Below are 26629 nucleotides of genomic sequence, written 5' to 3' on the forward strand. Positions count from 1 at the left end.
AATTTATGTACGAAGGAGAAAAGTATGGCCCAAGATGAAAAAGATATAGTAGGTTCAATAGAATTTCTTGAAGTTGTTGGCATAGAAGGCTCAACATACCAATTAAAAGGACCAAACGGTGAAGACGTAAAACTAAACCAATCCGAAATTAACGAAGAAGATGAATTACAAATAGGAGAAGAATATAGTTTCTTCATCTATCCAAACAGATCAGGCGCATTATTTGCTACACAAAATATGCCTGATATCACAACAGATAAGTATGCTTTTGTTAAAGTAATCAAAACAGACCGAGATGGTGCACACGTTGATGTCGGTTTACCAAGAGAAGTATTGATCCCTTGGGTAGATTTACCAAAAGTAAAAGAAGTGTGGCCAATACAAGGTGACGAATTATTCGTTACTTTACGTGTCGACAGAGACAACAACATGTTTGCGCGTTTAGCAACTGAAACTATCGTCGAACAAATGTATACCCCATCATTTGAAAATGAAAAGCAAAATCAAGTTATCGAAGCTAGACCATACCGTCTATTAAGAATTGGTAGTTTCTTACTATCTAAAGATGGCTATAAAATATTTGTCCATGAATCTGAACGAAAAGCAGAACCACGTCTTGGTGAAAATGTACAAGTGCGCATTATTGGTCAAAATGAAAAAGGTGAATTAAACGGTTCATTTTTACCATTAGCCCATGAAAGATTAGATGATGATGGACAACATATTTTCGATTTACTCGTAGAATATAATGGCGAGCTACCATTTTCAGACAAATCAAGCCCTGAAGCCATTAAAGAAATTTTTAATATGAGCAAAGGATCATTTAAAAGAGCAATTGGCCATCTTTACAAAAACAAAATCATTAACATTGAAAGTGGTAAAATAGCATTAACTCAAAAGGGCTGGGATCGAGTAGAAAAATAGTCCACAGTGTTGTACCTTAAAAAGTTATATTTAATAGATTGCTTGATAATACAGAACATAAAATATGGTTTGTCAAATTATTCCTCAACAAACCCTTCTATATTATATATTTATAAAAAATTTTAAAGCATCACATAGCAGGGGACGTTACAACCTGAAAACACTACGGGACAGTAGTTGTTTTCAGGTTTTTTTAGTTTTTATATTACAAATTATCAATTTTTGTAATATATCATCTATGCTAAGAACACTGTTACTAAAGTATTTTTAGCACTAATGCACTTTATAACATGACAAATATAAACATTGTAAACGACGGAAATTTTTTCTTAACGAAACATTTACACTAACTATATTTCTATTTAATAAACAGAGTGTAGTATAGGAACTGTAATAAATACATATAACTTTTGGGTTATTCACTTATTAGGAGGATGTTTCAATGAAAAAATGGCAATTATTTGGTACTACAGCAATCGGTGCTTCACTTTTATTGGGTGCTTGTGGCGGCGGTAACGCAAACTCAGGTAAAAGCGAAGGAGAAGTTAAGGGCGATGGCTCTTCCACAGTAGGTCCAATCATTGAAAAACTAAACGAAAAATTTGCTAAAGATAATTCAGATGTAACAGTTTCTTCTGGTACTTCAGGTACAGGTGGTGGTTTTGAGAAATTTATAGCAGGGAACACAGATTTTTCAAATGCCTCTAGACCAATCAAAGATGAAGAAAAGAAAAAACTAGATGATAAAGGTATTAAATACGATGAATTCAAAATTGCCCAAGATGGTGTAACTGTAACAGTCAATAAAGATAACGATTTTGTTGATGAACTTACAAAAGAACAGCTCAAAAAAATCTATTCTGGCGAAGCAAAAACTTGGAAAGATGTTAATTCAGAATGGCCATCAAAAGAAATCAAAGCTTTCTCACCTGACCAATCACATGGTACTTACGACTTCTTTACTGAGGAAGTGATGGATAAAGGGGATATCAAGGCTGAGAAAAATGCTGATACAAACGTAATCGTGCAATCAGTTCAAAACAATGAAAATGGTGTTGGTTACTTTGGTTACAACTTCTATGAACAAAACAAAGATAAATTAAAAGAAGTTAAAGTTAAAGACGACGAAGGTAAAACAACTGAACCAACTAAGAAAACAATCCAAGATGGCTCTTATGCTTTAAGTAGACCATTATACATTTATACAAACGAGAAAAAATTAAAAGATAATAAAGGATTCCAAGACTTCATGAAATTTGTACTTGAAGACAAAGGTAAATCAGCTGAAGATGCAGGCTTCGTAGCATTACCTGAAAAAGATTACAAAGAACAACAAGATAAATTAAAAGATATTATTGGGAAAGATAGCAAAAAAGAAGAAAAATAATTTTTAATTAGATCGTTAAGGGTTGGGGTTCTGGAATGGACACAAAGTAAACTTTGTACACTACTTTGTCATCACACTTCCAGTCCCAACTTTTTTAAATAATTGGGAGTTTACAAGAAGGAAGGAATTCACATGGCGAATAATAACCTCTCCGTAAGTGAAATGATAGCAAAAAATAATGCTAAAAAGAATGGCAAGAGCGATAAAATCGCGCCAATCATTTTAGGCATTATTGCAGTTTTCTCTATTTTAGCAACAATTGGCATTATCGTAACACTGCTCACAGAAACAATCACATTTTTCACACGCGTTTCATTAGCAGACTTTTTCCTTACAATGGAATGGAATCCATTTTCATCAACACCTAAATATGGTATCTGGGCTTTGATTTTAGGAACATTAAAAATCACTGCCATTGCTACCGTTGTTGCAGTGCCACTTGGTTTAGGCGCAGCATTATATTTAAGTGAATATGCTTCAAACAGAGCAAGAAGCATTATTAAACCAATATTAGAAATACTTTCTGGTATTCCGACAATCGTATTTGGTTTCTTTGCCTTAACTTTTGTTACACCATTATTACGTTCTATATTCCCGGAATTAGGTAGTTTCAACTCTATCAGTCCAGGACTAGTCGTAGGGGTCATGATTATACCGTTAATCTCAAGTATGAGCGAAGATGCAATGTCTTCTGTTCCAAACAAAATGCGTGAAGGTGCATTAGGCCTTGGCGCAACAAAATTCGAAGTTGCAACTAAAGTAGTCTTGCCAGCAGCTACATCAGGTATCATGGCATCAATTGTTTTAGCTATATCACGCGCTATAGGTGAAACAATGATTGTATCTCTTGCGGCCGGTAGTACACCAACAGCTTCATTGGATTTAACTGGTTCTATTCAAACGATGACTGGTTATATCGTACAAGTAGCAACAGGGGATGCAACTTTTGGATCAGATATTTATTACAGTATATATGCTGTAGGCTTTACATTATTTATTTTCACTTTAATCATGAACTTAATATCACATTGGATTACAAAACGTTTCAGAGAGGAGTATTAATATGGCTGAAACAAACAATAGTAAAGTACTTGTCGATCAAAACACCGTTGAGAAAAAACTCTCTGGACGCTTATTCGTTAATAAAATTAATAAATGGGCATTTTTTGCTTGTACGATGATTGGTTTACTTGTCTTAGCAGCATTAATCATAGATACACTCTTCAAAGGTGTAGGTCATCTGACACCATCATTTTTCACAAGTTTCTCATCTTCGACGCCGTCTATGGCTGGTATTAAAGGCGCCTTAATCGGAACAGTATGGTTGATGATTACAATTATTCCAATTTCAATTATTTTAGGTGTGGGAACAGCAATTTATTTAGAAGAATATGCTAAAGATAATGCATTTACTAATTTCATTAAAGTTAGTATTTCAAACTTAGCAGGTGTTCCATCAGTAGTATTCGGTTTACTGGGTTTAACTATTTTCGTTCGAGGTATGGGCATCGAAGCTTTAGCATTAAGCAACTCTATCTTAGCCGCTGCGCTGACAATGTCGTTACTAATTCTACCAGTAATTATTGTAGCCAGCCAAGAAGCTATAAGAGCAGTACCTAATTCAATTAGAGAAGCTTCATACGGGCTAGGAGGTAATAAATGGCAAACTATTCGACGCGTCGTATTACCAGCAGCAATACCTGGTATATTAACGGGTTTTATCCTTGCACTATCTAGAGCATTAGGTGAAACTGCACCATTAATTCTTATCGGTATACCAACTGTATTACTACAACTTCCGTCAAGCGTATTCGATCAATTCCAAGCTTTACCAATGGCAATTTACAACTGGGCTAAATTACCTCAGGCAGAATTCCAAAACGTGGCTTCAGCAGGAATAATCATCTTACTAGTAATCTTATTGTTGATGAACGCTATCGCAATATTCTTAAGAAATAAATACAGCAAAAAATATTAATCTAGTAATAGAGGGCAAGATATTATCTAACTAAGCTATGAAATGGGAATAAGCTAACACGCTCGAAAACGTTAGCACATAGCCTTAAAAAAGGAGTTTTAATTATGACTAATAAACAAATTAAAGATATAAATGATGATTTACAGTCACATACGAATCGTAATGACACACCTATAGCAACAATAGACCCAAATGAATCAGAAAATAAAATACCTGATACGCAAAAAAATATTGTGTATTCTACTAAAAATTTAGATTTATGGTATGGTGAAAATCACGCTTTAAAAAACATTAACCTCGATATTCTAGAAAATAATGTAACAGCTATTATCGGACCTTCTGGTTGCGGTAAATCAACATATATTAAAGCATTAAACCGTATGGTAGAACTTGTACCATCTGTTAAAACGGCAGGAAAAATTTTATATCGTGATAATAATATTTTCGATGATAAATATTCTGTTGAAAAATTAAGAACAAATGTTGGAATGGTATTCCAACAACCAAACCCATTTCCAAAATCAATTTATGATAACATCACATACGGCCCGAAAATTCATGGCATTAAAAACAAAAAAGTTTTAGATGAAATTGTAGAAAAATCATTACGCGGCGCAGCAATATGGGATGAATTAAAAGATCGTTTAGATACTAATGCATACAGTTTATCAGGTGGACAGCAACAACGTGTATGTATCGCTCGTACTCTAGCTATTGAACCAGATGTCATCTTGATGGATGAGCCAACTTCTGCTTTAGATCCAATTTCTACATTAAAAGTTGAAGAACTTGTTCAAGAATTAAAAGAAAAATACTCGATTATTATTGTGACACACAATATGCAACAAGCAGCTCGTGTTTCTGATAAAACTGCTTTCTTCCTTAATGGCTATGTAAATGAATACGATGATACCGATAAGATCTTCTCGAATCCTTCTGACAAACAAACAGAAGATTATATATCTGGTAGATTCGGATAATTTAAATATGGCGATTATTAGACGCAAATATGAAGGCCAACTCGATGATTTAATCAAAGATTTACGTCGACTTGGTCTTCATGTATATCGTAATATTGAATACGCATTAACGTCATTAAGTGAAGAAGATCGTAACTATGCTAGACAAACTATAGCCAAAGATAAAGATATCAATGAGATTGAAACTGAAATTAACGAAAAAGTTATCATGCTTATAACTAAACAGCAACCTATCGCCAGCGATTTGCGTTTAATGATGGCAGCAATGAAAATTGCTTCTGACTTCGAACGTATTGGAGATAACTCAGCTAACATTGCTGAAATTAGACTTAGAGCTAAAATTATTGATAATTACGTCCTTACAAGGCTCAATACAATGGGGAAACTCGCACTTTTAATGTTAAAAGATTTAAACGATGCTGTAAGAGACAATGATATTACCTTAATTAAAGAGATCATCGAAAGAGATGTAGATATCGATGATTTATATAGAAACATAGTCAATACGACTTATTTAATAGATAACGATCCTTTTGTAGCTGGCCAAGCACATTTAGCTGCGAGATATCTAGAACGTATAGGAGACCACATTACAAATATCGCTGAAAATATCTACTTTTTCATCACAGGTGATCGCTACGAATCTTATAATAAATAAAAGGCCCAATAGTCGCATAGGAATTTAACGCCTTGCGATTATTGAGCCTTTTTATATTATTCTACAAGCTTTATGCTTGCTCAATTTCATCTGTAAGCTTTTCTAATTCATCAACTAGACTCCCTATATAACCAATCGTTGATTTTAAAGGAGCATCTGTACGAATATCAATATTAGCGATATCTGCAAGTGCTACCGGCGATTTACTGCCACCAGCTTTCAACGTTTCTAACCAAGCATCGACTGCGGGTTGTCCTTCGTTTTGAATACGTTGAGACATAACTGTACCAATTGTTAAACCAGCAGAATACGTATAGGAATATAATCCCATGTAATAGTGAGGCTGTCTCATCCATGTTAATTCTGTACCTTCAGTTAATTTAACACTATCACCAAAGAATTGGCCATATACATCTAACATAATTTGATTGAGTACAGGAGCAGTTAATGATTCTCCATTATCTACTTTATTATAAACTTCGCGCTGATATGCTGCTTCTAATAAATGCGTAACCATATTATGATAATATGTTCTTGAAACAATTGAACCAATTACCCAACGCTTAAACTTAGAGTTATCACTATTTTCAAATAGATAATTAGACATTAGCATTTCATTCATTGTTGACGGTGCTTCAACAAAATACATAGAAGCTTCTGATTCCAAATAATTTTGATAATTCTGCGCTAAAGTAAAGTGACCAGCATGACCAAGCTCATGTGCTAGAACAAACGTCTCTGTCATTTTACCAGTCCAAGAGATAAAGATATATGAATGTGATGCATAAGGACTTGCACAGTATGCACCAGTATCCTTACCTTTATTTTGAGCAAAATCTATCCATCTGTCATCGTAGGCTGATTCAACCATTTTTAAGTAATCTTCACCTAAAACTTCTAAAGCACCATAAATATATTGTTTAGATTCTTCAATTGAAATTTCTGGTTCATAATCCGGATCAATAGACACTTTCAAATCTTCGAAGCCCATAACTTCTAAACCGTGAACGCGTTTGATGAGCTTAGCGTATTTTTGCATAATTGGCGCCAAATCACTCATAATCACATCAATTTGGCGATTAAACATATCACGTGTGACTTCTTGATCTTGTAATAAATAATCAATAACTGAATCATAGCCCCTTAAATCTGCTTCTATTTTCTCTTGCTGAACTTGCATATTATATGTAGCAGCAGTAGTATGTTGGTATTTACGTAATGCATCACTGAAATATTTGAAGCTTGTTTTTCTAAACGTTGTGTCAGGGTTATCTTCATATTCATTTTCAAATGTTGCATAATCTAAAGGATAGAGTTGATTGTTGTGTTTAAAAGATTCAAAGTTTATGTCTAACATTTTAGTAGTGCCATATAATTCATACGCGCTATCAAAAGTAGGGGACAAGCTTGCTAATACTTTTTCAACTTCTGGTGATAATTCATATGCTTTTTTAGATTTAACCTTAGTAAGAAAATGAGGGTATTTCGATATATTAATTAGTTCATCTAAATCTGATTCGGATAATGATGTAATCTCTGATACGACAAAGGATAACTCACTTGCAATTTTGCCGTAAGATGTTGATAATTTTGCACTTAGCGTCTGTGAATGTTCGTTGGCTGTATCTACACTTAAGCGTAATTCTGCGTAATTAGCCATTCTATCTAATTGAATTAATATTTCAGAATAGTCATCCAAAGCTTGTTCAATTATCTGTACATCATTCAACTGATTAACATATTGAGCATTAAATGCCTTAGCCGATCTAATAGTTTCTGTTAAAGTTTGATAAAATTCATCATCTGAGGTGAATAAACCTGAAATGTCCCACGTTTCTTCTAATGGAACTTCTTTTCTGAACGGTAATGTTTTAGTCATTGAATCACTCCTAAAATTTATTTTAGTATTCACAGTTAATTATACATGAAAGCCGTATAAGAAATACAACTGTTAGTTTTGTAAAATTCAAAGTAGGGAACAATGATAAAATTGATTGACTTCACATAAATTCACAAATATTATTAAAGTATACTCCCGCAGTCGGACACTATTCATATAAAAATATAGTACAATTAAATAAACACCACTTAAAATCAGGGTTTAAAATATAAGGAGTGCAATAGATGACGATATTTGATATGCCAAATTTTTTATGGATCTCAATTGTTGCGGTTATAGTCGTAACTGTGTTTTGTAATCTCGTATTACATAAATGGTTTGCTACAGCCGTTCTAACATTTATAGTGTTGGCAATAGCCGCGTTTTTAATTCCTAATTTCCAAGACATTACATATGAGCCATTACTAGGGTTTGCAGCGTTTATGGCTGTTCTAAGCTTAATTATCAGCTTTTTAGTATGGTATTCTACGAGAAATTGGAGACGTAAACGTCGAGAGAAAAAAGCCAAAAAAGAGATTCGAAAACGTGGAGGAATACCACAAGACGAAATCGAAAATTACAGAGAAAAAAGATAAATATTTATAAAAGGAATTGTAGCAATTTACGTTACAATTCCTTTTATTATTATCGTTAAATAGGTTAGTGGGGGTTATTTATAAGCTTTTTGTATTTGCTCTAACTGTTCAATAGTTAATCCAATACCACCTTCACCAAAAAACCAACTATTCGCTTCAAATACTGTAACATCATTATTTTTAATTGCTTTTGAATTTTTAATAACATCATTTTGTAATGCTTGAGGTATAGCTTTATCCTGTCTATTAGTTTTTTTAGTTCTATCAATAACAAATAATTTATCAGGATTAATTTCATTTAAGTATTCATTAGAAATAAGTATGCCACTTGAATTAGCTTTCATTTGTTTATCAGGGTGTTTAATACCTAAATCTTTATTTAAGAAACCTCCGAATCTCCCTGTAGAACCATATGTTTTTAAACCTTTATCATCAACATTTAAGAACAAGACTGATTCATCGTCAATTCGTTTTTTAGTTTCAGCAATTTCATCATCCAGTTGTGTAACTAATTTTTTTGCTTCTTTTCTCTTTTCAAAAATCTTACCAATATTTTCAGTGTTTTGCTTAATTGAATTTATGTAATCATCATTCTGGGGGCTTATAAAAATAATTTTAGCATTTGGAGCAGCTTTCTTCATTTCTTCCAAAGTTTTCGTATGTGCTTGTCTGAAAGACGCAAAAATAACGTCTGGTTTTGACTTTGCTAACTCATCATAATTAGGTTGACCTGGATTACCAATATTTTTATATTTTTCATTCTTAAATGTTTTTAGTCTATTTGGTAAAAATGAAGCTCCTTGTCCCTTAGCAATAGCAACTATACGATTTTCTAATTTTAATTGTTGCATTACATCTAAAGCTCCGTAATCCATAACTACAACTCGTTTAGGATTAACAGGAACCTCAATAGTCTCATGTTTCATTTCACCTCTATTATGGTCTTTATTCTTATCTTTGAACTCATAAGAAGTTTTGATTTTAACTGTTTGTTTCGATTCTTTATCACTTTGAGCATTATTACAAGCACCTAAAAATAAAATACATAAAGCTGTTATTATAAATAATGTGAATCTATTCATATGTAATTCCTCCTTTGATCTAGAAGTTAATTATATATTAAATGAAAATCATTATCAATTAGACTTTTAGTAATACTTAAGTATTGTATGATATTTTTAGCAACTTTAAATGTTCATTGATATTTTTCAAAATTGCAAACAACTACATCTATAAGAAACAAGTTAAACATTTAACTAATACTAGTAAAAACTAACTCTAAATCGGGTATATACAGATGGTTTTAACATATAAGTAATAATTAAGTCTTAGCATTTAACAAATAGACGTACTAGAACAAAATACTTATCAGTAATCAAATCACAAATAGATTTATATATGATGAAATAGGGTCATGAGTATAAGTTATATTGAAATACTAATAACTTCCTATAATATATATTATGTAAACTAAAATGAATTTCAAATTTTTACTCATCTATATATAATCAATCTAGCATAAAGACCATTATTTTACATACGTATTAGATCAAACATATTTGCACACATATTCATTATATTAAAATATCGACTAGTTACATATGAACCTGAACATGTTATATATACTACAATTCATAACATACGTTTACTTATGATCATCGCGTTTTACAGATTTTCTGAAAAGATCTTATAGATAAACGAATTTATTACATTACAGCAACTGTTAAAATACTAAGTATAACACCAAATAACACATAGGCATTTATTAGCATTTAAACGGTTAATGATACACGGACATATAATTCGATGCTCAGAAATCCAAATCTCAGCGTCAATATCCATACAAATAATATAGAAATCAATCTTAAGCAAGCGCATTCATTGAGTTGCGCTACTCTTCCTAGATGAACTAGCAATCCTTATAATATATTTTTGATTTTGCTATTACTTATATAGGGTTACATAACATAATTATAGTCCACTTAAAAAATGGTGTTTTTTTCTCGTTTTTGGGTATATATTAGTTAGTAAAAAGTTTAGGAGTGACATTTATGCATCAATCTTCAACCATTAAATGGTCTAGTTTAATCATCGGCGTAAGTTTTCTTATTATAGGTGTATTTATCATAAGTTTTCCAGAAGAAAACTTATTTGCTATAACTTGGTTAATTGGTCTTTTATTTATAATTAATGGTTTTTTAGAAATATTTGTAAGACAAGTAATTAAAAGAACAGCAAATCAAAGTGCTACAATGCTTGTTATATTAGGTATTATTAATATAATCCTCGGTTTATTAATCTTGTTCAATGTAGTGACAAGTACGACATTTATTGTTTATTTGTTTGCAATTTGGTTTATTATTAATGCGTTTTTCAATATGTTTAATGTGACGCCTTTAGAAAAATCAAATAAGATTTTTCATATTATCTCAATTATTTTAAATATTTCAGCTATTTTATTCGGGATTATATTGTTATTTAATCCACTCATAGCTGCATTTATTATTGCTATATTTATTAGCGCTGTATTCTTTATTATAGGTGTCAGTTATATCATAGATGCATTAAATTAGTCTTTTTTATTTATTGAACTAACTTTTATATGGATCGAGAACACCTTTGTAACCAAAAACACCCTAAAATGTTAAGTTTTAGGGTGTTTTATGTATTTTTTATAATATAAAAACTTTTTTTACTATAAAATTATTTTTATTCTTAAATATTGAAATTGTTTTACCCTATGCTATACTAAAATATGTGGAGTGCAACTAGAACATAACTTCTCAGACTATTCCACACTTTAGTTCACTGTTATATTGGAATGCCATCCTAATATAACCAACTTCAGAACGAAAGAAAGCATACTGACCAGGGCTTAACATCATCAGTATGCTTTCTTTTTTTATTTTCTAACTTTTTTTCTTAAATTATTCAGTGTATTAAACAACCAGTATTTCGTTTTCTTGATTGGTTTGTAGAAGTCACCGATTAATTCTTCGATTTGTACATTAAAACCACGTTTAAAACGATAAACTCCGTAATCCTCACTATTTTCAGTGAAATCACCTGATAGTCCATAGAAATTATAACGTCCATATCCATGATCAAAACAATAATTTAACATGAACCAATGCATCATATAAGGCCCCATATATTGGTTATATTTCTCTGAAGAACCACCTGAGAAATAATTTACTTCATACGCATTTGCAAAGTATACACCTGCTGCTAGATTCAATATCGCCCCATCAGTTTGTCTTAATTCACTTGCATGTAGCAATTCTTTTTTATCATGCTCGATTTGTTTATCTAACTCAGCAATTTTTTTCAATTGTTTGTCCGATTTGTTTTCATTTTGCATCATTTGATCTCTACGCGCTTCTTTTTCATTAATACCCTCTTGCGTATTATTAATATATTCATCTAAATCAATATATGCCAATGGTACTAACGCTTTATCGCCATAATTATCAATGAAATTGTAGAAATATTCATCTGTCTTTGAAACAAAACCAGCACGTTCTTCCGTTTCACGATAAAGTTCTAAGAATATACCAAATTCTTCTCTTGGTAATAATCTAACTTTAACACCGTAATTAATCGCTTTATTTATGTTTCGTTTACGCTGACTATCAAACTGTTTTTTTAATGATGCTGGCGTTTCACCATCAAGTTTTAATACACCCATCCATCTCACTTGGCTTGATGTATCATATTCCGTTGTAAAACCATGATGCGTATAATTGTGTGACTTAAATAAATTTACTAATGCATCATTCTTATCTTGATTTGATAAAGGATTAATATCTTTATCGTAAATTTGATATATCCAATAAGGATCCATCTTTACATACAAACAATTATGTTGCTGTAAATACGTATCTAATTCACGTAAATAGAAATCTACTAAACCTAAATCATTGTAATCCATCACTGGTCCACGATTTGAATAATAAACATAGCTTCCCATTGTTGGGATTTTAGAGAAAAGACTAGCAGCAATAACTTGATTGTCGTCATCTTTTAAGCCTAATAAAACAACTTGAAATCCATCTTCTTCTCTTGTCGCAATATTTTCTTTCACTTGAAAGTAATGACTCTCTAGTGCTGGATTCTGTACAAAATTATCATATTCTTTGACAGTTAACTCTGTAAATTTCATTCTAGCTTAGTTCCCTTCTATTAAATGTTTATTTCTTTTTATCTTTAATTTTCTTTAATGTCGTATAAATTTTGTACATTGGTTTATTGATTGGTTTAATAAAATCACCAACATATTCCACTACATCCGCATTAAATCCTTTTTTAAATTTAACTACACCGGCATCTTCTGCATCCTCTGTAAAATGACCACTAATTCCATAAAAATTATATCTATCAATATTATGATCAATAGCATAGTTAATCATCTTCCATTGAATGGCATAACTACCCGCAAAATGTCTAAACTCATTTGACGTTCCACCAGCATAATACACTACTTCATAAGGATTAATGATGAAATATGCTGCTGAGATTGGTAGTTCATTACCATGCTTCTCTTGTAGAGTTTTAGCTTCATCAATTTTTTGTTGATTCGCTATAAGTTGTTTCTCTAGATTATCTTTTTTATTATATGCTTTTTTATTTTCAGGTCTTTTCTCGATATCTTTCACTGCTTTATTGATATCTTTGCTTAACACCTCACGTTCAGATTGCAATTCTTCAATATATTCATTGAAATCCATATAAGCTAGAGGTACTAATACACGATCTTTATAATACCTTAATCTATTATAGTAAAAGTCATCGTCTCTATCGTCAAAGTCTTTAGTTTCAGATGTATCTTCCATGAATGAACGGAAAATTGGCAACTCATCTTCCCCTAAGAACCTTACTTTCACGCCATTTTTTTGTACTTTTTTAGTATTTCGTTTACGTAAACTATCCATACCATTTAGTACATCTTTAGCAGTTTTGCCTACTAAATCCAGTACAGAGTGGAACCTAATTTGAATAATTGAATCGAAACCAGTTAAAAATCCTTGGTGTTTATATCCAAGCTGCTTCATTTTATCGAAAATCCAATCATGTCCTGCATTTTCCAATACCTCACCATCATGATTACGATATTGATATGCTAAATAAGGATCAACTCTTAAGTAAAGCGCATTATGTTTTTTCACATATTTAGATAGTTCATTGAAAAAGTAATGCACTAATTCTTTATTTTCAAAATCTATAACCGGACCTCTATTAGTGTAAAAATACTTAAAGAATTTCATTACTGGTACTGCAGTTAATAAACAAGCTGCAATGACTTCATTATCATTGTTTTTTATACCTACTAAATGTGTTTCAGTACTTTCTGCAATTTTTAATTCATAATTCCCTACCATTTGCGTGAAATGGCTATTTGGCATTTTATCTGAAAATGCACCAAACTCTTTTGCAGTTAAATTTGTAAATTTCATTTTTATATACTCCTAATTGTCTATAATTCTTTTTCGAGTTAAACTTCAATCTTAATTATTATACAATATTCATTCATAAAACAAAATCAATACCCTGTCCAAAACGCTTTATATTCATTATGTGTCTTACAATTATACCATTACTTCTATTCTAACAAAGTATTTATATTTAATCTTTCATCAGCATTATTTTAATTATTAAAAAGTGTTTTAATATACATTTATTTACTAAAAACATCTTAATGACAATAGGTTAGACAAACAATATTTTCACTTTATATTACATTATTAAAGCTATCAGCCTTGCGTATATGTGTTTAATTCGACTTTCTTCATCTACATTTAAATTTAAATATTAATATATATTAGTCTACTTCTTAACATATAATAAAAACTGGGAAACTTCATAAGTCTCCCAGTTTTTATTTAGCGCAAATAACTAATAAATTATCATTGTGTTTATTTTAATGCATCGCGTAATGCTTTACCGATAGCAACACTTGATTGTGGATTTTGTCCAGTTATAAATTGACTATCTGTTTCTATATGTTCGGTAAAGTTTTCTTTAGTTACGAACTTAGCACCTTGATTTTCTAATTCTGTTTGAGTTAAGAATGGCACTTTATTTTCTAAGCCCATTGCACGTTCTTCTTCATCTGTAAATGAAGTAAGTGTAACGCCATTAACTAAGAAATTACCTTGTTTATCTTTGGCGCCAACAAATGCACTTGGTCCGTGACATACAGATGAAATAATTTTATCTTCATCTTTAAAATCTGCTAATATCGATGATAATTGTTGATTGTGTGCATAATCAAATACTGTTCCGTGACCACCAGGTAGATACACAGCGTCATACTGAGCTACATCTACTTCTGCAATACTAGGTACATCTTTAATTTTTGCTACAAATTCTGCATATTTATCAAGTTCGTTATTTTGTGTTGAATTTGGATCTAAAGGAACTGCACCGCCTTCAATAGAAGTTATATCTACAGCAATGTCTGCTTCAGTTAATATATTATAAGGCTCGCTCGCCTCTTCTAACCATAATCCTGTTGGTGTTCCATCATCATATTGATTTCTACTTGTTAGTATGAATAAAACTTTTTTACTCATTTTATATCACCTCTTTATAAAATAAGGATTATCAATAATCCTCTGATAATCTGATACCCTTATTTTAACAAATTCATACATAAAATTATTGTGGAATTTTATTGATTAAGTGCATTTCTTATAGATTTCAAGTAATTCAACATATTTTTTTCGCTATCATTTTCAAATCGTTTAACAATTTCACTACCTATAACTACTCCATCTGATGCCTCAGTAATATCTTTAACATGTTCTGGTGTTCGTATACCAAAGCCAGCAACTACGGGAACTTCAGATTTATCTTTTATTTTTTTTATTCTATCTTTTAAATCTGGATGGAATTTACCATTTTCACCAGTTGTAGCGTTCATTGTTACAGTATATATAAAACCCTCTGCGTCTTTAGCGATTTGATCACTTCTAGATTCAGATGTTGTCATAGCGATTAATGAGATGATTTTTGTCTTTCTATGTGGATGACGTGCTTTAAATTGTTGCACTAATTCATGGGGTAAGTCAGGTATAATTAATCCATATACTCCGGCACGTTCGCATGCTTGTAAAAAGTCTTCTTCACCATAATAATTGATGATATTATAATACGTCATTAATACATAATCACTTTGGATTTCATCACGATGTTTTGTGAGTTGATCCAAAATGAATTGTATATTCACACCTTCTTGAATTGCTTTATTCCCGGCATCCATAATCACAGGACCATCAGCGACTGGATCTGAAAAAGGCACCCCCACCTCAATTATATCAGCACCTACATGACTTAATGTTTTCACATTTTCAATAAAATGCTTATTTCCCATTACATATGGTATAAATAGTTTATTCATGTGTGTCACCGTCCTGTTTCATATAATTTCTGATTGTTTCCATATCCTTATCACCACGACCTGACACTGTAACAACTAGGATTTCATCTGAGTTCATAGTCGGTGCCAATGTTTCTACATAACTTAACGCATGCGCGCTTTCAATAGCAGGGATAATGCCTTCAGCTTTAGTGAATCTAACAAGTGCATCCATAGCTTGTTTATCACTTGCGGTTGCATACTTCACTCTGCCGATATCATGATAATACGAATGTTCAGGACCAACGCCAGGATAATCTAATCCAGCTGAAATAGAGTGTGCTAATTCTATTTGACCATGCTCGTCTTGTATTAGGTACATTTTAGTACCGTGTAACACGCCTTCTTTACCTTTATTTATTGCTAACGCATGTTTGTCAGAATCAAAACCTTCACCAGCTGCTTCGACGCCATATAATTTTACATCATCTTCGACAAATGGGTAAAACGTTCCAATTGCATTTGATCCTCCACCCACGCAAGCTACAATGGCATCAGGTAAGCGACCTTCAATTTGTTGAACTTGAGATTTAATCTCAGTACCTATAATTTTTTGAAAGTCTCTTACAATAGTAGGAAACGGATCTGGACCTAACGCAGACCCTAATAAATAATGGGTATCTTCTACATGACTCACCCAATATTGTAGCGCCTTGTTCACTGCATCGGACAGCGTTCCTTGCCCTTCAGTTACTGGTTCTACTTTTGCGCCTAATAATTCCATTCGAAAAACATTTAGTGATTGTCTCTTAATATCTTCTTCACCCATAAATACAACAAGTTCCATATCAAACAACGCAGCTACTGTTGCGCTAGCCACGCCATGTTGACCTGCACCTGTTTCAGCAACCAGTTTGTTTTTGCCCATACGTTTAGCCAACAGTGCTTGTCCAAGCGCATTATTTATCTTGTGAGCGCCAGTATGGTTTAAGTCTTCACGTTTCAAATAGATTTTGGCGCCGCCTAATGATTCAGAGTACGACTTTGCATAAGTCAATGGTGTTTCACGGCCGACATAATCTTTTAAATAGCCATCGAGTTCTTCTTGGAATTTAGGATCTTCTTTTGCCTCTTGATATGCCTGTTTAAGTTCTTGTACTGCTGGCATTAAGGTTTCTGGTACATACTGCCCACCATAATTACCAAAGAAACCAAATTCATCTACTTCTGTTTGGATGTTTTTTACCATAATTAATTAGCTCCTTTTACAAGTTCTATTATTGATTGCATTTTACATTTATCTTTATCATTATTTGTTTCTATACCACTAGCAATATCATAACCACTATGTTGTAGTGATAATTTTTCTATCTTTTGAATATTTTCATAATTGATACCGCCTGCAATCAAATAATCAATATCATTAACAACTTTAAGTATTTCCCAATCATACACTTTACCTGTACCACCATAGTTTTGTGATGGTGTGTCTATAATAAATTGATCTACTACATGTTTATAATATTCAATTGCTGTCAGTAATGATTCACTATCTTTGGCTGGCAAGGCTTTAATAATCTTAATATCCTTACTTTTTTGTCTTATATATGAGATTGTGGATAATGGTTCCTCACCGTGTAATTGCATTGATGTGATCCCAGTTTCTTCTATTAAATTGTCTATCACATCATAATCAGGATTCACCAAGATAACTACCTTTTCCTTATCATCAGGGATAACATCTGTAAATTGCCTAATCGTTTGGATATCAACAAATCGCTTACTTTTGGGAAAATGGATAAACCCCATCGCATCGATGTCCAAATCTTTTGCTTTCTTCACATCTGATAGCTGACGAAAACCACAAAATTTCAACTTCATTTCTTCACCTTATCTAATTTTAAACCTGGTAAAAACTGGCTTAAATCATCACATTTCATTAACGATTCACCAATCAATAAACCATCTATACCAGAATCAACAACATTCGCTACATCTTGTTCATCACGAATGCCACTTTCCGAAATATAATAATAACCATCTTTTTTATTTTCTAAAATTTCATTAGTATGCAAAACGTCTGTAACAAATCTTTTTAGATCTCGGTTATTCACACCAATAATTTGTGGATTTAGCTGATAAGCACGTGATAACTCTTCTTTATCATGCACCTCAACAAGTACTTCTAAATTTAATGAAGTTGCATATTGATATAACTCTTTCAATTGCTGATCGGTTAAGACATTGACTATTAATAGAATAATTGAAGCGCCTGCTTTTTTAGCAACATCTATTTGTATTTTATCTACGACAAAGTCTTTGCATAATACTGGTAAGTCAGTTTGAGTAGTTAAGGATTGTAAACGTTCATAGCTCCCCCCAAAGTATTGCTCATCAGTTAATATTGAGACTGCATTAGAGCCGTGAGCTTCATAATCTTTAACTTGTTGCGCTAAATCTCTACCTGGCAATTCATTTAATGTTGGACTTTTAGATTTAATTTCTGCAATAACTGCTAATCGATCTGATTCATCTATTTGTGCCTTAAAAGTAGTTTTATGTGAAATATCTACATCATCAAGGGTTTTTAATTTTTCTTCATAATAGCCCTGTTCGAGCAAATCCTTTTTATATAATACTATTTCATCCAATATAGTCATACGTTTTGCCTCCCATTTTGTTATATTGCGCTAATGCTTCGCCTTCATCAATCAATTTCTGTGCTTTACTTACACCTTCTTGAATTGTACTCACTTGCTCTGACACATATAGTGCAATACCAGCATTCAATACAACGACATCTCTTTTAGCACTGCGATCTGTACCATTCAGAATATTTTTAGTTATTTCCAAATTTTCAACTGGTGTACCACCGATTAATTCTTCATTTGGCGCATAATCTAGTCCAACATCGTTAGCATTTAAAGTGTAAGTTTTAACACTTTCATTTGCGTTCACTTCATATATAATATTGTCTCCAGACAAAGTTGCTTCATCCATACCATTAGCCCCATACACTACAATTGCTTTTTTTCGCCCTAAATCTGCTAACGTTTGAGCAATTTTATCTAGTTTTGAAGTTTCATAGACACCCATAACTTGATAATCCAATTTAAAAGGATTTATTATCGGGCCTGTTATATTAAAAATCGTTGGGTTACTCATATGTTTTCTTATAGGTTGTATTTGCTTCATAATTGGATACGTTTCTGTTGCACTTAAAAATGCTAACCCTGTATTGTCTAATTGGCTCGGTGTCTGTTCTACAGAAGTAGTTTGAATTTGCATAGCATTTAGTAAATCTGTACTTCCTGATGATGACGTAACACTCTTATTACCATGTTTAATAACTGGAACGTTGGCACTCGCGATTACAAAAGAGACAGTGGTTGAAATATTGAAACTATTAGATTTATCTCCACCGGTACCGCAAACACACATACTATTTGGATAGTAAGGCTGTTGATCATACATAGAATGTATCAAACTTTTAACAATGTATGTTAATTCTTCCTGTGTAATTTCTTTTTCGGAAAACGAAGTTAAGTATTCTATTTTCACTTCATCTTTTACATCTTCAGAAATAAGTAACTCGATAAACGCATTCATTTCTCTCTGATTTAATGGTTTATATTGATTGAGTAATGCTTGTAATTCCATGGTTTGCAACCTCCTCTACTATCTTTAAAAAGTTTTTAATAATTTGTTCCCCAAATTCAGTAGCAAATGATTCGGGATGATATTGAATGCCAAAGTGTAATAACTGCAAATGTTCGAATGATTGAATACAATCTTTCGTTGTCGCTGTAATTGATAAAGATTCAGGCATCGTTTGTGGATCGCTAATAAGTGAATGGTATCTCATTATTTCAGAATATTCTGGAATATCACTGTATAACTTTGTCTCTTTTATGATTTGCATTTGATCTTTTTTACCATGCATAATATGTTCACTTTGGATCACATCTCCTTGATGATAACAAGTTAATGCTTGTGCACCCAAGCAAACACCTAATATAGGTTTATTTTCATAGTGCTTAATAATATTTATTAGATTATCAGTATCTAATGGATGACCAGGACCTGGTGATATCACTATACCTTCAACATCTAAATTATATATATTTGGGTCATCTGGATACTTAATAATCACTTCTTTATGCTGTGCTATCATATTTACTAAATTATAAGTAAAAGAATCGTAGTTATCGACAATTAATATCATGGTGATACCTCCAATAAACTTTTGGCTTTCAGTTTCGTTTCTTCAAGCTCTTTTTCAGGTATAGAGTCAAATACTACACCGCAGCCTGCTTGAACATTCACATGTGTTTCATCAATCATCATCGTTCTTATTGCTAATGCAAAATCTAAATCATGATTACAATTAATATAACCAATACCACCACTATAAACACCACGTTTATGTGGTTGTGATTCGTAGATACGTTGAATCGCTCTCAGTTTTGGCGCACCTGAAACCGTTCCTGTGGGTAATAAACTCGCAATTACAGACATTGGAGAATAGTTACTTTTTAATTTACCGGTTACTTCACTTACGATATGCATTACATGTTCATAGCGTTCGATTGTCATTAGTTTTTGAATTTTTGATGTTCCAGTCTGACTCACTCTATGAATGTCATTGCGTCCTAAATCAACTAGCATACTATGTTCACTTAATTCTTTATCATCATTTTTCAACTGCGCTTCATTTATTTTATCCTCATCTTCGGTAGCACCTCTTTTAATTGTTCCAGCAATTGGATTAGTGATTACCGTTTCACCTTGTACCTTTACAAAACTCTCAGGTGAACTTCCAACAATAATAGGTTCATCCATATTCATATAGTACATATATGGACTTGGATTTTGCCGTTTTAGATTTTGATAAAGTTGGTATGACAATTGTTGTAGCTGTTGACCAAAAAAGTGTTCGTAGCTATAAATAATCGATGGTACAACTTGAAACATATCTCCTTGTTGAATAAGTGTTTTCATATGTTCAACTGTTTCAATAAATTGTGTTGGTGCCATATTGGATTTTATGTCCTTCTCTGTTGAAAGATGCTCAATTTGTGTTGGATAAATTTTAATATATTGCAACTCTGCCACACGACGTTGCACACGCTCCTGTAATTGTGAGTCATTGTCATTAGAAAATAAGTTCGTCGCTATAACATATAAATGTTCTTTATAATGATCAAAAATATAAACATCCTCTACCATATGAAATTTCGTATCGTGTTGTGGATGATCTGCTAATTCGATTTTCTTTAATACCGGGAACTCATGTCTCACTAAATCAAAACTACATGATCCAACAAACCCTGATATAAATGGTAATTGAGCCAATATTTCGTCATCTATAGCTGTTTTGTATTGATCAATAAGTTCTTTCATCTTGTCATATGGTTGGTTACGTTCTATGTTAATTCCGTTCGGTGTTTCTACAGTCATTACGTCATTATCTAAAGTAACAGCTCCATATGTGTCGAAAATGACAATAGAATAACGCCCTTTTAATTGCGATTGATCCGAACTTTCTAAAATTATTTTATTATTTCTTAATCTTGCAAGAGCTTCTGGGCTAACTTCAGCTTTTAATTTTTGATATTGTACTTTCATATTACTTTCCTCCTTATAAAAAAAGTCAGCATCCTTAAACAATGTTTAAGGACGCTGACGCGCGGTACCACCTAAAATTAGTAGATATCTAGTTTTCTAAAAACCATCTACTCTCTCTTTATTTTATTCATTTTTTATCCAACAAAACCCAATTTCAGTATATGTAGGTGTTAGTTCTCATCAACCACTAACTTTCTGCAACTACCTAATCATCACTTACTTCATTTTGCCTTCTAATTCAGTTCAATTTAAATATAAAAAAACACCACACTAACGCATACTGTAAGGACGCGTTACCGTGGTGCCACCTTAGTTAACAAATTCATTGTTCACTTTAATTGCTATTTAATTTTCATTTAAAAGCCCAATTCACAATATATGCAGTGCTAATTTCCATCAACCATTAGCTTTCTTATTGCTACATCACATATTTGCTACGTTATCTTTCAAATGGCAACTTTTGTTGCGATAAGTAATTAAGTAAAATCCTACTAGTATAAATCGACTTTGTCAACACTTAAATTTAATTTCATAAATTTAAATGTCGTTTTCAAAGATGTGTCAATTATTAAAAACCTTGTATTCACAACTTTTATCGTAATCTATCTTCGTTATTTTGATATTTTTCATAATTATCTTTCGGTGCTACTTTCTTGATAATATTCGCACCTATTGCAAATAAAAATAAGAATATAATTGGATGATATGGTATCTTATCATCTGCAAATGTTACATAAGCAGCATATAACAATACTAAAAGCCAAAATATAGTAAATAGTACCGCTCTCAAACTTAGTTTTTTCATAGTTTATAATCTCCCAAACAGCATTTTCATTCTTAGATCAAAATTTAATTATAATTTCGTTCTAACTACTTACTCTCTATTTTAAAGCTATCACAATAAGATGCAATAACTAAAGTGAAAACTGTGGTCATATACCGTGAAATATAATCTTAAAAGTAATGATTTCATTTCTGATTTCACTTATTTTTAACCTTTTCTTTGGCTTAAACAATAATTCGCATTATTCCTTCAGTGTATACTTAGATAAATTTCTTCATAGATACAATATGTAATGACTTCTTATTTGGCTTATCAATAGTATAATAATCAAATATAGAATAACCTATATCTTTATAAAGACTAACATTTCTTTTTATATTCATGCGAACTTTACATATAATTTCTGCTACACCTTCATTTTTTGCATATAGTTCTAATGACTTTAACAAATACTTACCTACACCTTTTCCTTGGTATAGAGGATTTACAGATAGACGATAAAAATTCATTTTATATTGTTCTATTTTAAATCTAACCATTGCCACTGGCTCATCTGACTCATATGCAATTAAAGCTTTTTCTCCTTCTTGCGATAACGCTTTAGCAATATTGCTCTCTGTTTCTTCTAAAGCGCTAGACGGCATTTTATCATTTTTGTATTCTGAAAATGCTTTAATCATCAACTTATGAATTATAGGTACATCAGAAATCGTTGCTTCTTTAAAGTACATATTTATTCATCCCTTCTTCGACTAGAAATCGTTATAAACAATTTGTTTCACATTATTAATAGCTGTTGAAAAGGCAGTGTCAAATACTCCAATCCAAAATACTACATTTTATTTACTATAATTAAACAACTATAACGCTTACAAGTTAAATAATTTGATGTATTTTATGATAGCTCCACTACAACACTTAATTTCATTAGACTATGAATTATACATATGCGAAAAATTGTATACTTTTTGTATAACTCCTTATATTATTCACAATATAAATAAATAATAAACTCTATAACAGTTAAATATTCGATCCTTTTTTAATAACCTCACTTTAGTAAAACAATATTGAACTAAATTCATCTATTCAATTCGTATTGGACAATCTGTTTTAAAATATTACTTTTCAAGCACAATAAACAAAATTAATTTATAAATTGCGCAATTTTTATATTAAATACTTATATTGTTTGCTAATATGAATACATACTATATTTCATTCTTACTGGGAAGTTGAATTTTATTTAATTCATTAGAATAAAAATATTATATGCATGTGTTGTTTATTTATTTCAAAATATAAAGGAGGTTCTTATAAAAGAAAAATTTCTATAAAGTAAATGTAATGATGATTAATCAGAAATTCTATAAGGCGAATTTTAGAAAGTATTGCTTACTATTATTAAAGGGAAATTAAAGCCTCAAATCGAAGTATTATGTTAATTTTTATATTGCTCAGGATATAAAATCATTTTCATTAAACGGGCTTATTATTATTTAAGGAGTTTAAAATAATGATATATACAGTTACAAGTATACTTCCTCCAGTACACGGAGGAAGAACAAAATCTTTATTGGGAAGAACAAAATTTTTAGATGAAGTATTAGGTATCCCTTCTACAATATTAACTACTAATTACAATCCTAATTATAATGATGTATATGAAACGTTTTTAAAAGAAGAGAAAGTCACTGAAAACATAAAATATGAAAATATATATGACTGGTTAGCAAATTATAAGTTACTAACATCACCTCGAAGCAAAATACTAAAGAAAATCAAATATATAGAAACACCAATTGAAATGAATGATTTGAAATATAAGTTTGGGAAAACTGATAATATTGTACGTTACTACGATAGTAACGATTCCTATGTTTTATATAGAAAATATTTTAAAGACAGTAAAATATTAGAGTTTGAAGACTTTATGTCTCCTATTAGTAAGAAGAGAATTCAGCGTTGGCAATATAATAATTATGGATTATTACATAGAAAAATTTACTACTCTCCTAATAGTTATAAAAAAATTGCCGAAGAATTTTTTGATGCAAATGAAATAATTTATTGTAAGAAATTCTTTGAAGATAATGATGCTAACAATGTAATTCAAATACAAACTTATACAGACAATCGACCACACAAAACATTTAAAACTGAAAAACAATTATTCCAACATTATTTTGATAACAAATTCAGTGAAAATGATACAGTGTTTTGTGATGCTAGATTACTTGATAAACCATTACTCAACAAAAAAATCAACACTAAGAATATACTTGTTTTCCACAGTAGTCACATGAATGCTGATAAGGTTGAACCATCCTATAAATTTGCACTAGAAAACTATCATAAAGTATCTAAATATTTACTTTTAACTAACAAACAAAAAAATGATATACAAAACGTTAGCAATATTAGCTCAGATAAAATTTCTGTAATACCCCACTTTATAAACTCTAATCCATATTCTAATAATGTAGTGAAAGAAGATAGGTTTGTGTTTATAGGAAGAATTGCTGAAGAGAAACAAATTGACCATATACTAAAAGCATATTCTAAGTTTTTAGAAAGTGGTTATAATACTTCATTGGATATTTATGGACGAGGCGAATTTAGTGAAGTTTCAGTAATTGAGAATTTGATATTCGATCTCGGCATCCAAAACAAGGTACATATTCATGGTTTTACAAATGATCCCTCATATGAATTTCAGAAATCTAAGGCTTCGCTTTTAACTAGCTCATTTGAAGGATTCGGCTTGTCTGTAATGGAAAGTATAAATGTCGGGTGCCCTGTGATTTCATACGATGTAAAGTACGGGCCGTCTGAAATAATTGATCACGGTAAAAATGGTTATCTTGTAGAAAAAAATAATATAGAACAATTAACTAAATATATGCTAGATATTATTGAAAAGCCGTTAAGCAATGTTAAAACAAAACCTGAATTAACATTTGATAGCGCTAAAAATAATTACAAACAATTGTTTAATTCAATAGGCTATAACTTATAATTTTATATTAAGCGTTTACTTATTATAGTGATCCTTAGAAAAAGTGTAAAATTAGATTAATAGAAGGTGAAAAATGAAAAAACTAATTATGATAAGTTTATTTAGCTGCTTTATGTTGATAGGATGTAAAAGTAATATATTGGAAAAAGACTATATAACTATTGCACACAGAGGAGCTAGTGGTTCTGCTCCAGAACACACTTATGCGGCCTATGACAAAGCAATTGAACAAAAAGCTGATTACTTAGAACTTGACCTACAAATGACTAAGGATAAAAAGCTAATAGCTATGCATGATAGTGATGTAAGTAGAACTACAAATGGTAAAGGTTTAGTAAAAAATAAGACAAGTTCTGATATATATAAATTAGACGCAGGTTCTTGGTTTGACAATATATATTCAAAAGAAAAAGTACCTGAACTATCTAATGTGCTAAAAAAATATTATAATAAAACTAATTTTTACATTGAAACTAAAACACCCGAAATGTACCCAGAAATGGATAAGAAGTTAGTAGAAGAATTAAATAAGAAAACATTATTAACACCTCATAATTTAAACAATGGAAAAGTAATCATTCAGTCTTTTTCTTTAAATAGTTTAACCAACATCCATAAATTAAATGAAAATATACCCTTAATCAAACTAGTATACGATAAAGATATAAACAAATTAAATAATAAAAAATTGAAAAAACTTTCTAAATTAGTTTATGGTATAGGCATCAATCATAAAATGGTAAATAAATCTTTAATAAAACGTGCTCATGACAATGGATTAAAAGTACATGTTTTTACTTTGAATAATAAAAAAGAAGTTAACGAAATGAGGAAGTTAGAAGTAGATGGAGGATTTACTAATAATTTATAAACTTTAAATCAAAACCACCCGTATAACGGGTGGTTTGTTTTGCTACTATAAGCCTTCGTTACTGACCATCTCTAATAATGACTCTGAAAAGTTCATCCATGCATAATACTTTCAGTATCCCTAAAATTGAATATATTATCTCTACATTTATAAAAGTATTTCTTTATGAATTTAAGTCTTATCCTTCTACCTTATCTGATTCTTTTTTCGTCTTTTTCTTGTTATCTTTTTGTGCGCTATCCCATTGACCAAGTAGAAATAATAGTCCTATAATGCCAAATATTATAGCTCCCCATATATTTAGCCCTAGCTTTTCTGATAAATATAAATAGATAAGAACGCTTACAAATATAACAGGTACAATTGCTCCCACTATTTTATTTCCTGTTCTAGATAAAAAATATTGAATTGCTAATAACAGCGCATAAAATATGGCTGGTGATAGTATTGCTAAAATATTCAAGATAAATCAAGCTCCTTACTATTAAAAAAATCAAAAGTAAATTTTAATATAATCTTGGATAATAATTTACTAATAGGCTTCTATAAGTTTCGTAACAAGGCTTTT

Annotated in this window: 25 protein-coding genes; 10 read left to right on the forward strand and 15 right to left on the reverse strand. The window is 31.1% G+C overall.

Features of this window, described 5'->3' with window-relative positions:
• Positions 1-24: 24 nt before the first annotated feature.
• The 6 genes from ACM591_RS08745 (at position 25) to phoU (ending at position 5927) form a co-directional block, all read left to right on the forward strand.
• Positions 25-924 (forward strand): S1 RNA-binding domain-containing protein, encoded by a 900-nt coding sequence (locus tag ACM591_RS08745; protein ID WP_029377335.1) that lies wholly within the window; start codon positions 25-27, stop codon positions 922-924.
• A 442-nt stretch (positions 925-1366) separates the two neighbouring features.
• On the forward strand, positions 1367-2311 hold the full coding sequence (locus ACM591_RS08750; protein WP_029377336.1) for a PstS family phosphate ABC transporter substrate-binding protein: 945 nt from the start codon (positions 1367-1369) through the stop codon (positions 2309-2311).
• A gap of 132 nt (positions 2312-2443) precedes the next feature.
• Positions 2444-3373 carry a phosphate ABC transporter permease subunit PstC gene (gene pstC, locus ACM591_RS08755; RefSeq protein ID WP_029377337.1) on the forward strand — a complete coding sequence of 310 codons (930 nt, stop codon included), beginning with the start codon at positions 2444-2446 and terminating at the stop codon, positions 3371-3373.
• A 1-nt stretch (position 3374) separates the two neighbouring features.
• Positions 3375-4289 carry a phosphate ABC transporter permease PstA gene (gene pstA, locus ACM591_RS08760; RefSeq protein ID WP_029377338.1) on the forward strand — a complete coding sequence of 305 codons (915 nt, stop codon included), beginning with the start codon at positions 3375-3377 and terminating at the stop codon, positions 4287-4289.
• Between the two features lie 104 nt (positions 4290-4393).
• Complete coding sequence (pstB, locus tag ACM591_RS08765) at positions 4394-5269, forward strand: phosphate ABC transporter ATP-binding protein PstB (RefSeq protein ID WP_029377339.1); 876 nt, start codon at positions 4394-4396, stop codon at positions 5267-5269.
• Positions 5270-5276: 7 nt separating this feature from the next.
• Positions 5277-5927 (forward strand): phosphate signaling complex protein PhoU, encoded by a 651-nt coding sequence (gene phoU / locus ACM591_RS08770; RefSeq protein ID WP_029377340.1) that lies wholly within the window; start codon positions 5277-5279, stop codon positions 5925-5927.
• Positions 5928-5997: 70 nt separating this feature from the next.
• On the opposite strand, the gene pepF is transcribed toward phoU, so the two are convergent.
• The gene (gene pepF, locus ACM591_RS08775; protein WP_326026713.1) at positions 5998-7806 is read right to left on the reverse strand and encodes an oligoendopeptidase F; all 1809 of its coding nucleotides are present in this window, start codon (positions 7804-7806) and stop codon (positions 5998-6000) included.
• A 245-nt stretch (positions 7807-8051) separates the two neighbouring features.
• Here pepF and ACM591_RS08780 point away from each other — a divergent pair, with 245 nt between their 5' ends.
• Positions 8052-8402: a hypothetical protein gene (locus ACM591_RS08780; protein WP_029377343.1), complete on the forward strand. Its 351-nt coding sequence runs from the start codon at positions 8052-8054 to the stop codon at positions 8400-8402.
• A 74-nt stretch (positions 8403-8476) separates the two neighbouring features.
• On the opposite strand, the gene ACM591_RS08785 is transcribed toward ACM591_RS08780, so the two are convergent.
• On the reverse strand, positions 8477-9484 hold the full coding sequence (locus tag ACM591_RS08785) for a siderophore ABC transporter substrate-binding protein (RefSeq protein ID WP_029377344.1): 1008 nt from the start codon (positions 9482-9484) through the stop codon (positions 8477-8479).
• Between the two features lie 969 nt (positions 9485-10453).
• Here ACM591_RS08785 and ACM591_RS08790 point away from each other — a divergent pair.
• The gene (locus ACM591_RS08790; RefSeq protein ID WP_038678462.1) at positions 10454-10975 is read left to right on the forward strand and encodes a DUF308 domain-containing protein; all 522 of its coding nucleotides are present in this window, start codon (positions 10454-10456) and stop codon (positions 10973-10975) included.
• 329 nt (positions 10976-11304) lie between these two features.
• Here ACM591_RS08790 and ACM591_RS08795 read toward each other — a convergent pair whose 3' ends face one another.
• The 12 genes from ACM591_RS08795 to ACM591_RS08850 all read right to left on the reverse strand — a co-directional run bounded on the left by ACM591_RS08795 (position 11305) and on the right by ACM591_RS08850 (position 22902).
• On the reverse strand, positions 11305-12564 hold the full coding sequence (locus ACM591_RS08795) for an aminoacyltransferase (protein ID WP_029377346.1): 1260 nt from the start codon (positions 12562-12564) through the stop codon (positions 11305-11307).
• 28 nt (positions 12565-12592) lie between these two features.
• The gene (locus ACM591_RS08800) at positions 12593-13855 is read right to left on the reverse strand and encodes an aminoacyltransferase (protein WP_029377347.1); all 1263 of its coding nucleotides are present in this window, start codon (positions 13853-13855) and stop codon (positions 12593-12595) included.
• A 459-nt stretch (positions 13856-14314) separates the two neighbouring features.
• Positions 14315-14974: a type 1 glutamine amidotransferase domain-containing protein gene (locus ACM591_RS08805; protein ID WP_029377348.1), complete on the reverse strand. Its 660-nt coding sequence runs from the start codon at positions 14972-14974 to the stop codon at positions 14315-14317.
• A gap of 98 nt (positions 14975-15072) precedes the next feature.
• The gene (trpA, locus tag ACM591_RS08810; RefSeq protein WP_029377349.1) at positions 15073-15801 is read right to left on the reverse strand and encodes a tryptophan synthase subunit alpha; all 729 of its coding nucleotides are present in this window, start codon (positions 15799-15801) and stop codon (positions 15073-15075) included.
• Entirely contained in the window at positions 15794-17008 is a 1215-nt protein-coding gene (gene trpB, locus ACM591_RS08815; RefSeq protein WP_029377350.1) for a tryptophan synthase subunit beta, read from the reverse strand. The genes trpA and trpB overlap by 8 nt, the downstream gene beginning before the upstream one ends.
• Positions 17009-17010: 2 nt before the next feature.
• On the reverse strand, positions 17011-17640 hold the full coding sequence (locus tag ACM591_RS08820; protein ID WP_029377351.1) for a phosphoribosylanthranilate isomerase: 630 nt from the start codon (positions 17638-17640) through the stop codon (positions 17011-17013).
• Positions 17637-18419, reverse strand: a complete 783-nt coding sequence (trpC, locus tag ACM591_RS08825; RefSeq protein WP_038678460.1) for an indole-3-glycerol phosphate synthase TrpC — start codon at positions 18417-18419, stop codon at positions 17637-17639. Before trpC ends, ACM591_RS08820 begins: the two co-directional genes overlap by 4 nt.
• Positions 18403-19419, reverse strand: coding sequence for an anthranilate phosphoribosyltransferase (gene trpD, locus ACM591_RS08830; RefSeq protein ID WP_029377353.1), 1017 nt, complete (start codon positions 19417-19419; stop codon positions 18403-18405). Before trpD ends, trpC begins: the two co-directional genes overlap by 17 nt.
• Complete coding sequence (locus ACM591_RS08835; RefSeq protein ID WP_029377354.1) at positions 19388-19984, reverse strand: anthranilate synthase component II; 597 nt, start codon at positions 19982-19984, stop codon at positions 19388-19390. Before ACM591_RS08835 ends, trpD begins: the two co-directional genes overlap by 32 nt.
• The gene (locus tag ACM591_RS08840) at positions 19981-21387 is read right to left on the reverse strand and encodes an anthranilate synthase component I (protein ID WP_225489190.1); all 1407 of its coding nucleotides are present in this window, start codon (positions 21385-21387) and stop codon (positions 19981-19983) included. Before ACM591_RS08840 ends, ACM591_RS08835 begins: the two co-directional genes overlap by 4 nt.
• 592 nt (positions 21388-21979) lie before the next feature.
• A complete protein-coding gene (locus ACM591_RS08845; protein ID WP_029377356.1) occupies positions 21980-22192 on the reverse strand; it encodes a hypothetical protein in 213 nt (70 codons plus the stop codon).
• Positions 22193-22431: 239 nt separating this feature from the next.
• On the reverse strand, positions 22432-22902 hold the full coding sequence (locus tag ACM591_RS08850; protein WP_081225061.1) for a GNAT family N-acetyltransferase: 471 nt from the start codon (positions 22900-22902) through the stop codon (positions 22432-22434).
• A gap of 785 nt (positions 22903-23687) precedes the next feature.
• Here ACM591_RS08850 and ACM591_RS08855 point away from each other — a divergent pair.
• Both ACM591_RS08855 and ACM591_RS08860 read left to right on the forward strand, forming a co-directional pair.
• Complete coding sequence (locus ACM591_RS08855; protein ID WP_069796576.1) at positions 23688-25190, forward strand: glycosyltransferase; 1503 nt, start codon at positions 23688-23690, stop codon at positions 25188-25190.
• Positions 25191-25263: 73 nt separating this feature from the next.
• Positions 25264-26061: a glycerophosphodiester phosphodiesterase family protein gene (locus tag ACM591_RS08860; RefSeq protein ID WP_038678455.1), complete on the forward strand. Its 798-nt coding sequence runs from the start codon at positions 25264-25266 to the stop codon at positions 26059-26061.
• Positions 26062-26239: 178 nt separating this feature from the next.
• Here the strand turns inward: ACM591_RS08860 and ACM591_RS08865 are convergent, their stop codons facing one another.
• On the reverse strand, positions 26240-26527 hold the full coding sequence (locus tag ACM591_RS08865) for a hypothetical protein (protein ID WP_167751674.1): 288 nt from the start codon (positions 26525-26527) through the stop codon (positions 26240-26242).
• Positions 26528-26629 lie beyond the last annotated feature (102 nt).

The organism is Staphylococcus sp. Ze2, from assembly GCF_048568365.1.
GTDB classification, from domain to species: Bacteria; Bacillota; Bacilli; order Staphylococcales; family Staphylococcaceae; genus Staphylococcus; species Staphylococcus xylosus.

Bases quoted from the DNA above. Each gene is read 5' to 3' on its own strand.
- ACM591_RS08745 (WP_029377335.1), top strand. From the start codon at position 25: ATGGCCCAAGATGAAAAAGATATAGTAGGTTCAATAGAATTTCTTGAA.
- ACM591_RS08750 (WP_029377336.1), top strand. From the start codon at position 1,367: ATGAAAAAATGGCAATTATTTGGTACTACAGCAATCGGTGCTTCACTT.
- pstC (WP_029377337.1), top strand. From the start codon at position 2,444: ATGGCGAATAATAACCTCTCCGTAAGTGAAATGATAGCAAAAAATAAT.
- pstA (WP_029377338.1), top strand. From the start codon at position 3,375: ATGGCTGAAACAAACAATAGTAAAGTACTTGTCGATCAAAACACCGTT.
- pstB (WP_029377339.1), top strand. From the start codon at position 4,394: ATGACTAATAAACAAATTAAAGATATAAATGATGATTTACAGTCACAT.
- phoU (WP_029377340.1), top strand. From the start codon at position 5,277: ATGGCGATTATTAGACGCAAATATGAAGGCCAACTCGATGATTTAATC.
- pepF (WP_326026713.1), bottom strand. From the start codon at position 7,806: ATGACTAAAACATTACCGTTCAGAAAAGAAGTTCCATTAGAAGAAACG.
- ACM591_RS08780 (WP_029377343.1), top strand. From the start codon at position 8,052: ATGACGATATTTGATATGCCAAATTTTTTATGGATCTCAATTGTTGCG.
- ACM591_RS08785 (WP_029377344.1), bottom strand. From the start codon at position 9,484: ATGAATAGATTCACATTATTTATAATAACAGCTTTATGTATTTTATTT.
- ACM591_RS08790 (WP_038678462.1), top strand. From the start codon at position 10,454: ATGCATCAATCTTCAACCATTAAATGGTCTAGTTTAATCATCGGCGTA.
- ACM591_RS08795 (WP_029377346.1), bottom strand. From the start codon at position 12,564: ATGAAATTTACAGAGTTAACTGTCAAAGAATATGATAATTTTGTACAG.
- ACM591_RS08800 (WP_029377347.1), bottom strand. From the start codon at position 13,855: ATGAAATTTACAAATTTAACTGCAAAAGAGTTTGGTGCATTTTCAGAT.
- ACM591_RS08805 (WP_029377348.1), bottom strand. From the start codon at position 14,974: ATGAGTAAAAAAGTTTTATTCATACTAACAAGTAGAAATCAATATGAT.
- trpA (WP_029377349.1), bottom strand. From the start codon at position 15,801: ATGAATAAACTATTTATACCATATGTAATGGGAAATAAGCATTTTATT.
- trpB (WP_029377350.1), bottom strand. From the start codon at position 17,008: ATGGTAAAAAACATCCAAACAGAAGTAGATGAATTTGGTTTCTTTGGT.
- ACM591_RS08820 (WP_029377351.1), bottom strand. From the start codon at position 17,640: ATGAAGTTGAAATTTTGTGGTTTTCGTCAGCTATCAGATGTGAAGAAA.
- trpC (WP_038678460.1), bottom strand. From the start codon at position 18,419: ATGACTATATTGGATGAAATAGTATTATATAAAAAGGATTTGCTCGAA.
- trpD (WP_029377353.1), bottom strand. From the start codon at position 19,419: ATGGAATTACAAGCATTACTCAATCAATATAAACCATTAAATCAGAGA.
- ACM591_RS08835 (WP_029377354.1), bottom strand. From the start codon at position 19,984: ATGATATTAATTGTCGATAACTACGATTCTTTTACTTATAATTTAGTA.
- ACM591_RS08840 (WP_225489190.1), bottom strand. From the start codon at position 21,387: ATGAAAGTACAATATCAAAAATTAAAAGCTGAAGTTAGCCCAGAAGCT.
- ACM591_RS08845 (WP_029377356.1), bottom strand. From the start codon at position 22,192: ATGAAAAAACTAAGTTTGAGAGCGGTACTATTTACTATATTTTGGCTT.
- ACM591_RS08850 (WP_081225061.1), bottom strand. From the start codon at position 22,902: ATGTACTTTAAAGAAGCAACGATTTCTGATGTACCTATAATTCATAAG.
- ACM591_RS08855 (WP_069796576.1), top strand. From the start codon at position 23,688: ATGATATATACAGTTACAAGTATACTTCCTCCAGTACACGGAGGAAGA.
- ACM591_RS08860 (WP_038678455.1), top strand. From the start codon at position 25,264: ATGAAAAAACTAATTATGATAAGTTTATTTAGCTGCTTTATGTTGATA.